At 37.4% G+C, this 10,237-nt stretch carries 9 protein-coding genes; 4 read left to right on the top strand and 5 right to left on the bottom strand.

The annotated features are described in order from the left end of the window. Positions 1-293: 293 nt before the first annotated feature. The gene (locus tag ACQKMV_RS22710; RefSeq protein ID WP_427506656.1) at positions 294-1,001 is read right to left on the bottom strand and encodes a Fe-S oxidoreductase; all 708 of its coding nucleotides are present in this window, start codon (positions 999-1,001) and stop codon (positions 294-296) included. Between the two features lie 100 nt (positions 1,002-1,101). On the opposite strand from ACQKMV_RS22710, the gene ACQKMV_RS22705 reads away from it, so the two are divergent. The 3 genes from ACQKMV_RS22705 to ACQKMV_RS22695 all read left to right on the top strand — a co-directional run bounded on the left by ACQKMV_RS22705 (position 1,102) and on the right by ACQKMV_RS22695 (position 4,480). Then, a complete protein-coding gene (locus ACQKMV_RS22705) occupies positions 1,102-1,263 on the top strand; it encodes a DUF4395 family protein (protein WP_427506668.1) in 162 nt (53 codons plus the stop codon). A 654-nt stretch (positions 1,264-1,917) separates the two neighbouring features. Next, the gene (locus tag ACQKMV_RS22700; protein ID WP_427506654.1) at positions 1,918-3,240 is read left to right on the top strand and encodes a hypothetical protein; all 1,323 of its coding nucleotides are present in this window, start codon (positions 1,918-1,920) and stop codon (positions 3,238-3,240) included. 751 nt (positions 3,241-3,991) lie between these two features. After that, positions 3,992-4,480 (top strand): N-acetyltransferase family protein, encoded by a 489-nt coding sequence (locus ACQKMV_RS22695; protein ID WP_427506652.1) that lies wholly within the window; start codon positions 3,992-3,994, stop codon positions 4,478-4,480. Positions 4,481-4,547: 67 nt separating this feature from the next. Here the strand turns inward: ACQKMV_RS22695 and ACQKMV_RS22690 are convergent, their stop codons facing one another. The 3 genes from ACQKMV_RS22690 to ACQKMV_RS22680 all read right to left on the bottom strand — a co-directional run bounded on the left by ACQKMV_RS22690 (position 4,548) and on the right by ACQKMV_RS22680 (position 7,733). Continuing rightward, on the bottom strand, positions 4,548-5,510 hold the full coding sequence (locus ACQKMV_RS22690; protein ID WP_427506650.1) for a DMT family transporter: 963 nt from the start codon (positions 5,508-5,510) through the stop codon (positions 4,548-4,550). Positions 5,511-5,618: 108 nt separating this feature from the next. Further along, a complete protein-coding gene (gene pepT / locus ACQKMV_RS22685) occupies positions 5,619-6,848 on the bottom strand; it encodes a peptidase T (RefSeq protein ID WP_427506649.1) in 1,230 nt (409 codons plus the stop codon). Positions 6,849-7,073: 225 nt separating this feature from the next. Next, a complete protein-coding gene (locus ACQKMV_RS22680; protein ID WP_427506647.1) occupies positions 7,074-7,733 on the bottom strand; it encodes a lysoplasmalogenase in 660 nt (219 codons plus the stop codon). 156 nt (positions 7,734-7,889) lie between these two features. Here ACQKMV_RS22680 and ACQKMV_RS22675 point away from each other — a divergent pair, with 156 nt between their 5' ends. After that, positions 7,890-9,566, top strand: a complete 1,677-nt coding sequence (locus tag ACQKMV_RS22675) for a hypothetical protein (protein ID WP_427506646.1) — start codon at positions 7,890-7,892, stop codon at positions 9,564-9,566. A 47-nt stretch (positions 9,567-9,613) separates the two neighbouring features. On the opposite strand, the gene ACQKMV_RS22670 is transcribed toward ACQKMV_RS22675, so the two are convergent. Continuing rightward, a complete protein-coding gene (locus ACQKMV_RS22670) occupies positions 9,614-10,039 on the bottom strand; it encodes a hypothetical protein (protein WP_427506645.1) in 426 nt (141 codons plus the stop codon). Between the last annotated feature and the right edge of the window lie 198 nt (positions 10,040-10,237).

Genomic DNA, 10,237 nt, shown 5'->3' with positions numbered 1-10,237 from the left:
TTAACTGTGCGAAAGCGAAGCGGCAGCAACAATTGTTTTAACTGTGCGAAAGCGAAGCGGCAGCAACAATTGTTTTAACTGTGCGAAAGCGAAGCGGCAGCAACAATTGTTTTAACTGTGCGAAAGCGAAGCGGCAGCAACAAATGTTTTAACTGTGCGAAAGCGAAGCGACAGCAACAAATGTTTTAACTGTGCGAAAGCTCCGACTTGATACACAATAATTTATATTTTAACAAGCAAAGCCTTACCTCTCACTCAATGTGAGAGATAAGGCTTTTTTGTTAAGGAGATTTTTATTTCATTGGGCAAAAGCCACAAGCCATTAAGCCAGGTATGTCTTTAGAAAAACAACATGATTTTCGTACTGGGACGCTCACTAAATTAGTGGGGCTTTGACCACCTGTATATTGTGCCCACCACGATTTGTTGGAGAAACGAGCCCATGTTTTAGGATCCTCTAAAGCTTCTATATCTTCCATTGCTTGATCTGCTAGACCAGGATTAGAAAGCAATATATGATAGTGCCAAAGTAAATATCCAAAGAAATTTTCCCAAATAGTAAGAGGGGAAATAGATGTCACTTTACGAAGCTGTTGAACGATAACGTGCCCGTCATATAGGATTTTCTCAATAACTGCCTGACGTTCATCCTCGTCAACATAACGCCAATCATTTGGGTTAACAAACATTGCGACTGTAAAACTGTCGAATTCTTTTGCTGCATCAAAGCGAAGCTCGATTGGTTTACCGTCCCACACTTCGTCATAGGCAGCAAGCATGTAAAGTTGCATAGCGAAAAACATACCGTAGCGGCGTGCAAAATGAGAAATAGCGGCTGTTTCCGTTGCTGCGTCTGTAATTCCCATCATAAGGTTTAAAAAGTCAGGATGGTAAAAGTCTTTATGTATATCAGCTAATGTAAATAATGTCCGCTTTGGTTCTGTCGTATAAATGCTATAGGAATTCAATTGTCGAACTTGATCCATCGTTAATGCTGGCATTGTGATCACCTTTTCTTTCAATCATCTGTTACTTTTATTATAAATTAATCATTTTTGCTTCACAAATGGAATGCAATATAGTAAAATACATTAAACATATCTGAAAGGTTGGTTTTTAAATGTCGCAGCCGTATGCTATGTCTTTAAAGGAATGGTAGTTGTAGCTCCATCGCTAGTAATTGCAGGCTTTTGTATAGGTTGTTTTCTACATTTTCAGCTAAAGCAATGGCAATATCGTCGCTCACTGAAGAGTAGTCATTAAAAAAACTTGAAAAAATTTTCAGATTAATGTTGACTTTATAATTGATAATGATTATCATTATCGTATAAAGAATATTCCTCTTCTACAATACAGTGTAGAGAGGATGAACTTTAGCTACTTTTCTCCAGAAGTTTGCTAGTTCATGATAACGCTCCTAAAACCCCCCTCATTTTTTGGGAACGTAAAAATCTCTAGACGACTCACTCCATTGTGATTGAGTCGTCTTTTTTTGATAGAAACTGCAATTGTTCCGATAAAATGAGATAATGTTCCGATAAATCTTCAAAGTATTCAGCAGGGTCTCATCTGTGACGCTGCTTAGTGTAGATATTGAAAATAGTTCAGCAATTAATATTTATCAAAAACTAGGCTTTAAGGATTATGAAGTAGTAGGGACATCTTAAAAATAATTCTAGTTAAAGCCTAATCATTGCCAAAGATATGATTACTATTGGAAGCTAAATATCTATAAAGTTTTTCTAGAAGTTTGCTAGTTCATGATAATGCTCCTAAAATCTCAGAGCGACTTAGCCTAAATGGATATGTCGCTCTTTTTTGATTGTCTTTAGATAGCAGAATAAGTAAATAAGTAACAGGCTTGGTATGGTATGATGAAGATTGGGAATTTAATAGAAATAAGTGGAGGGGAATAAAATGAAGAAATATATTATCACTTTGCTCATCGCTTTAGCCTTTTTTACAAGCCCATCATCATCTAAAGCTGCGGAAGCACAGTGGGACGGGGCGCAAGTTGTCAAAGGACAAACAGGCAAAATGACTTTTACAAAAGATGTAAAAGTGTATAAGGAAAATGCAAACGGTACGTATAGCTCGATGACAGTCAAGCGCAACAACTATTTCCGAGTGTATGATATTGAAAAGTATGACAATAAAACGTTTTATTGGATGAGCTCGGGTTACCGTGTACAAGCAACAGATTTAGTTGTTTTTAAGAAAGTACCTCTGAACATCCGCGCTTCTCTTTATGATAATCCTGGCTATATCAACATCAATGGTCGAGCCTCCTCCTTAAACTATGGAACACATTACCTGGAAGGATATGTAGATGGTGGCACTAGTTATGATATTTCTATTGGTGAAAATCTATATTACGATATTACGCACCCAACTGATGGAAAATCTAAAGGGGGCTATATTGATGCCACAGATATTCGCATTGCCGAAACAATAAAAAGAGATGAAAGACTCTATAAGCTAACAACTGATACACGACATTTAAGAGGTCCAATTGCTGGAGGAAAAGCGGGAGGGAAGTATTCAAAAGGTACCGTTTTTCAATCGTTAGGAATTGAAATAAATGGATACCTTAGAGTGCAAGAGCTCGGAACATGGGGGGAAGACTTTATTTTTACATATATTCCTGTAAAGTTACTCCAACCTGTGCAAACTCAAGAGAAACGCTATATTCGATATGGTGTTATTGGTAAAAGTAGCAGAAAGACAAAAGAGCTAAAGCGTTTTGATGAAGTAATGTTTTTAACAGAAAAAAATGCGACAGCTTGGATTGAGATAGATGGGGAAATGTATTATGTACCGAAAAATGCCCTAGCTACCATAAAGCCGAACGAATCACCGATCATTACAACGTCTTTCTTGCCAAATGATACGCTTCAGCAGCTAGTGTATGCGAATGGCGTATATAAGAAAACGGCTAATAATCGTTTTGAAGCGCAGCATGACAAGTTCATTGACTATCATGAAACAGAACAAACCTTTAATTATGAAAAGGATGGTATCAAATATATATTTGAAAAACCAGTTACAGAAGGCTCGAAAGTGACTAGAGTGGGGAGTGGAATGACAGATGAAGGGTTTGTTCGTGCCATTCATTACACATTCACAAAACCAGCAACAGGCACGTTTAACAATGTTGTGGAAACTTCTAATGGTGAATTCTTTGCACCAGGCTACGGTTATATCTATGGATCTAGCAGCATACTAATGTCTTATGAATAACAAATCCTTTATTTTTTTGATTGAAAGGTGAAAATCTTAATAATAGAAAAACAGGTGAGGAAAAAGAATTGTTTTTTCTCACCTGTTTGATTTTAACGGTTCTTTTAATCTAACGGCTCACTCCATTGTGATTGAGCCGTCTTTTTTTGATTGAAACTGCCATTGTTCCGATAAAACGAGATATTATTCCGATAAAAGCAAAAATTGTTCCGATAAAATGAGATTATGTTCCGATAAATCTTCAAAGTATTCCTATAAAAATGAACCCACCATAACGTGGGGTTGATCTCCGTTCCGACTGGGCCTTTTATCGCTGCCGCTTCGCTTTCGCACAGAGCTTCCTGGGGGCGTCCGATGAGCCGCTTGGGCCTACACGATGTAGGTCACGAAGGCGTTATCACAGGACGTGATGCTTTTAGCCTTCGTTCCTCTGCCTGCTCGCACCAGGGTCTCGGGCCAACAGATGTTTTTTGCGCGAAAGCGTAGTGTTAACGTAGCGGCAGCAGCACCGATGTAGGTCACGAAGGCGTTCTCACAGGACGTGATGCTTTTAACCTTCGTTCCTCTACCGCTGAACACCAAGGAGTCGCCCAGTCTCCACTCCAATCAACTTATAACTTAGCGTATATTTAAAAAAATATAACTTTTGATCAATTTACCGAAAATTACAATTTACTATATGATATCCCTAAATTCATATAGTAATAAGGCTAGAATCTAGAAGTAACAATATTGAAGGAGTGATTATTTTATGTTTTATATTAGAAATTTCGAAGGTAATAAAAATGAGTTTGAGTTCTTTCAAGATATGTTATATGAGTCAATACTTATTCCTGTGAATAAACCATCGAAAGCGGTTTTGCTAAACTCGCCACACATAAGAAAATATCATGAAGGTTGGGGGAGGAATGGAGATAAAGTTCTGATTGCTTTTGACACAGAAAATCAAACTGTTGGTGCAGTCTGGTACAGATTGTTTGATGAAAATAATAAAAGCTATGGTTATATTGATTGCAATACTCCTGAAATAGGAATTGCTGTTTCAAAAGATGTAAGAGGAAGAGGGTTGGGGACTTTACTGATGCGTAAAATAATTCAACAGGCGCAGGATGAAGGATACAATACCATTTCGCTTAGTGTAGACCTTGAAAATAGTTCGGCCATTAATATTTATAACAAACTTGGCTTTAGAGATTATGAAGTAGTAGGCACTTCTAAAACAATGATTTACAAATTATAGTGCTCTCTAGAATAAAAAATGTACACTACTAAAAGTAAATTTAGTAATGTACATTTTTTCTTTAATATTACTGCGTAGGATTGCTAGGAACAGCACTTTTTTTCCCTAGTATCATCGTATAGTAGCTATGTAGTAGCATGCCAACAATGATGACACCTAAGCCCGCAAGTGCAATTGAATCTGGGAATGCAATGCCGAGCAATAATACTTCACCAATAATGACAAAGATTATTTCAGTCGATTGTGTTGCTTCAACTGCTGCAAGCTTGCCTTGGTGATCACGAACACGGTCAGTTGCAATGAAAAATAAAGTTGTGGCGATGACACCAGAGCTTATGCCTACAAGCAACGATTGCATCACTTGGTTGATGGAAGGAAGCCCAACCGTTGCCAATGCATAAATGGCTAGAATAATCCATGCGGGCATCGAGGCGATGGTCATTCCGAGAACTCGTTGATATGTATCGATGCGTCCGCTGCAGATTTCCATCATTTTCCGATTGCCGAGAGGGTAGGCAAATGCAGCGATGGCAACAGGTAAAATGCCAAGCAATAAACTTTTAAATGGAACAGATTGTGCCTGTGGTATTTGAATAAGTAAAATGCCGACTAAAATGACACATGAAATTAGTAATGAAATAAGCGGTATTTTTTGACGTACTGTTTTCCCAGCTACTACTGAAACAAATAGGGGAGCTAATAATACGCCAGCGACAATTGTAAATTGCCAAGTTCCGGAAACAAGCCAGCCTGGACCGAATGCTGCTGCAAATGTCAGTGGTGCATAGAACAATACGAACCCAATAAAGCTCCAAAGCAGCCAAGCTACTGGCTGTGCTTTCATTTCACCTGATAGTTGGGAAAAGCCTTTTCGATAGAAAACAATCACAAGTAAAAACGGTAGCATGAAGAAATAGCGCAGGGATGCACTCCATAGCCAGCTACCTCCTTGCATTTCCATTGCATGATTCAAGATAAATGTAACAGCAAAAAAAAGCGAGGCTAAAATGCCTAATGCAATTTCTTTCATTAAAGTCACCTCAAAACCCTTTTATGTAATTTGAAAATTCAGTCATTACTTTCGGAAAAATTACGAAGAAGGGACAAACCCCTCTTCGTAACTAAAGAAGATTATACTCTATTTTCCTTGTTGTTCAAAAAGTTGTACGATTTCAATAATAACTTGTGTAGCTTTCTCCATCGTTTCTCCAGATACATATTCGAATTTACCGTGCATATTTTCGCCACCTGCAAAAATGTTTGGTGTTGGTAAGCCCATGTAAGAAAGCTGCGAACCATCAGTACCGCCACGGATTGGTAATGTAATTGGTGTAATATCCAACTTTTCCATTGCTGTGCGTGCAATGTCAACGATTTCTTTAACAGGCTCAATTTTTTCGCCCATATTATAGTATTGATCTTCCATTGTAATGCTTAAAGCATCCTCGCCATATTGAGCTTTAATTTTTGCCGCAACATCAAGCATTAATTGTTTTTTCGCTTCGAATTTTTGACGATCATGGTCACGGACGATATAAGAAAGCTCAGTATGCTCGATCGCCCCGTTAAAGCCCATTAAGTGAATAAAGCCTTCATAGCCATCTGTTTTTTCTGGTACTTCATTAGTAGGCATTTCATTTTGGAAGGCGATCGCCATTGTGATGGCATTAACCATTTTATTTTTTGCAGAGCCAGGGTGTACACTCGTACCTTTTGTCACAACTTTTACACCTGCAGCATTAAAGCTTTCGTATTGTAGCTCGCCAAGTGGTCCGCCATCCATCGTATAAGCATAGTCGGCTCCAAAGGCAGCTACATCAAATTTATGAGGACCGCGACCAATTTCTTCATCAGGTGTAAATGCTACACGTAATTTGCCATGCTTAATGGAAGGATTATTTATTAGGTATTCCATAGCAGTCATAATTTCTGCAATACCAGCTTTATCGTCAGCACCTAATAATGTAGTACCATCCGTTGTAATTAACGTTTGACCTACATAATTTTTTAGCTCGGGAAAATCTGTTGGCGACATCGCTAGATTTTCATTAAGCTGGATAGCTCCGCCATCATAGTTGTCAATGCGCTGTGGATTAACGTTTGTGCCAGTAAAATCTGTTGTAGTGTCCACATGTGCTAAAAAACCAATAGTAGGCACTTTTTTATCTGTATTTGCTTCCAGTGTTGCAAATAAATAGCCATTTTCATCTAATGTAATGTCAGTTAAGCCTATTGCAGCAAGTTCATCTTTTAATACATGTAATAAGTCAAATTGTTTTTGTGTTGAAGGAGTTGTTTCGCTTGTGAAATCAGATTGTGTATCAATTTTTGCATAACGAATTAAACGCTCGATTACTTGTTCTTTCATAAGTATGGCCTCCTAATGTATATGTTAACTTCTTTCAGCGGGTGCGCAAACACCCACTGAAAGAAGTTAAAGCCTCCGGCGGATGTCACAGAATCGGAAAAGAGCTCACATAGGATGTTAGCCTAAAATCATCGCATCCATGCGATAACGGCTAACTGACCTGCATCACGCAGGCCTAAGCACAAAGCCGATTCCGGACACAATTATGCCGAGGCATAATTGATATTATTGTAACACTTTACTTCGGATTTCGGAATATTGAAGGATGCTTAACGCAATAAGTATTTGGGCACTGTAATATGTCAACATAATAACCTCATGTGAAAATGGTAAAGGCATAACAAACTTATTAATAGATAAATAGGAATCTGATGCGATAAATAGCAGAGCTCCAATCGTTGCAAAAGTGGAACCAGTTCGAATTGAAGTCCAACCCATCGTTAAAATGACTGAAATATAGGCAATTACTGCGATACCAAGCACGACTTCTCCTGATGAAAACACTGTACCTACAATCCACACAGCCATACTTGCCCCGTAAACGAGTAATACAATCTTCGCCCAAGTAGGTACTTGTCGTTCATTAGTAGAAAAGAAGGCGAGAATATAAAAAATATGCCCGATTAAGAAGCTTGTGAGTCCAATTAGAAACCACTGTAGCGTATAATCACCGACCATACAAAATACAAGTCCGATGACAATCAGTAGCTGATACTTTTTAATACCTAAGTTTTTCTGTGTAGCTACTAAGACTATGATTAAAAGCATTGGAATGACTTTAAAGACAAGTTTTAAGCTTTCTGCAATATGGGAAAAGAAAAAAATATAGTAAAGACCAAACAAAATAATAAACGCTATTAAAATTTTTTTAGACAAATTTCTCATCTCCTTTTTTCTTTGAAATTCTTTATCTATGTTAGAATTTCCTTTATTCTTTTGTAAAGGAAATGCATAAGGGGGTACTCACTCATCTTATGTATGAAACTTTTTTAGTATGTAGCCGTAAATAAGTGGACAGTAAGGTAAGAGAGGGTGAACGAAATGACCAAGCTATTAATAGCTTCAGCAGTCATTGGACTAATCGCGAGTGTTATATTAACACCGCTGATAACTAAGAAACAAGAAGGCGGTTCTAAAAAGGTAATAGGATACTTCTTTATCGGTGTATTTGTACTAGGATTTTTAGCTACTGGTATAACAGTATATGTGACAAAAATGGATGTCAACTGGCTTGCTTTTTGGCCTGCTATTATTCTATTAACATTAGGCGGCGCACTACTTGCAAGTGGTATTGAAAGAAAAATAAAGGGTGTTTTATTTTTAGCAAGTCTAGGTGTTGCGGTGTATGTTTTATCAGCTCCTTTATGGAATGCTAACGAAAAATTCAAATCAGCTGAAATGAAGGAAGAGGTTGAAATAAAACCATTCGATGAAACACAAACACCAGCTAGTGTTCCTCCGAAATTTGCGCGCAATAAGATGAAAAAAGCGTTCGGACAAGTACCGAATACAAGTTATTATGAACTAGGGCGCTTACAAATTCAAAAAGTGAAGGGTGAGTATGTTTATATAGCACCGGTTGAGTTCTCTGGTTTCTTTAAATGGATGAACGGCGGGTCAACTCCTGGTTACTTTATAATGAGTGCAACAGATTCAGCGGACAATCCTAAGTTTGTTAAGCAGGAAATGAAATATGTTCCGTCAGCTTATTTAAATTCAAATTTAGAGCGTCATATACGTTTACAACATCCATTCCTTGTTTTTTGTGGAGATGTACAACTTGAAATAGATGATGATGGTAAACCATACTATATCCGTTCATATGGCGAATTTATTTCAGCACGTAATGGCTTCGATGTAAAAGGGATCGTGCTTGTAGATGCGCTGACAGGAAAATCAGAAGTTATTAAGCTGGGAGATGTCCCAGAATTTATTGATGGAGCGGTTTCACCAGAGACAGTAAGCTTACAAAATAGTTATTTCGGTAATTATGTACACGGATTTTGGAACAGTAAGTTTGGTAAAAAAGACGTAAAACTCCCTTCTGATGAGGGAACAGAGGCAAATGTTAGCCCAATTTTTGACGAGAAGGGCGATATGTATTATTTCACAGACTTTACGAGCCCTAAAGAGGGTGTTGATTCAATGCTTGGCTATTCCTTAACAAATGCCCGAACAGGTCAAGCAACCTATTATACTGGAAATCAAGACGCTTCTTATATGGATTCGCAAGGTAACTTACAAATTATTGAAAAGAAATTTATAGAGAAGAAATGGTCTGGAGAAATGCCGGTATTGTATAACTTTTACGGTGAGGCTAGCTGGCTAACTGCTGTGCTTGACTCAAATGGTTTCTTACAAAACTATTTCATCGTATCTGCGGCAAATCCTGAAATTTCCGTTTATGCAACAACTCCTAAAGAGGCATTAAAATTATATAAAACAGCCTTAAGTCGTGGTGGGACTACAGTCGAAGGAAGCTCACATGCAGAAGAGAAAAATGTAAGTGGAAAGGTACTTCGCGTATACAAGGAACGTCTCGGTGACTATACAGTTGTATCATTTTTACTAAATAACGGGAAAAACTATTTGATAAGCTCAGAAACAGAACCGCTTGCAATTTATTTACAACAAGGTGATGATGTAATTCTCACTTATGGTGATACAGGGGAGCAGTTCTTACCAGTTCGATCAATGATTATTAAAGGATTACAATAAAAGAAAAAGGACGATCTTGTTGCAAAATGCTACGAAGATCGTCTTTTTTATGTTGGTTGAGACGCCATATAGTGAAGCATTTTTTCCTGGTGATTAGTATAAAGTATCTTTGCATGATCGTTTAATGCAAATATTTCATGGATGTACCCTTGAAGTAATTTATGTTCATACTCATAAGAAGGGGAGTCTTCGTTTTCTAAGATACGTCCTAATAAAAGTGCATGTAACACAACGACTTCTAGATTTTGCGTATTTGTAACGAATTTCAAGTTAAGGATGCTAGTATGGGAAACGAATTGATTGACATAATCAATAGCATTCTTATAAAGAGCTAAGTCGATATTTGGTTCAAGTCGTTTTCTTAATGATGTACAATCATTATTTAAGTCTTGAATTTTTAAAAATAAACCTTTTACACTTCGCTTATGTTGTTGTTCTAATGTATTAGCAAGGTGTTTATTGACATAGGACATTTTTACATAACCCCTTTCCACATAATGGTCATCTATTAGTATCAATGGAATTCTTTGAAAAGGAAAGAGTCTTTTCGTTTAATTTATGGCCAATTTTAACATATCACTCAAGACAAAAATACTAGGTGCTGAATAGGGGCGTATGTAGAATATGAAAAAAGTGGAGTTACTATAATACGATAGTAACCCCACACGGCT

Origin of the sequence: Lysinibacillus sp. NPDC094403 (genome assembly GCF_050278745.1) — a bacterium.
In the GTDB taxonomy this organism is placed as follows: Bacteria; Bacillota; Bacilli; order Bacillales_A; family Planococcaceae; genus Lysinibacillus.
Note: the sequence above shows the minus strand (reverse complement) of the source record. Positions and strands in the feature narration are given on the sequence as shown.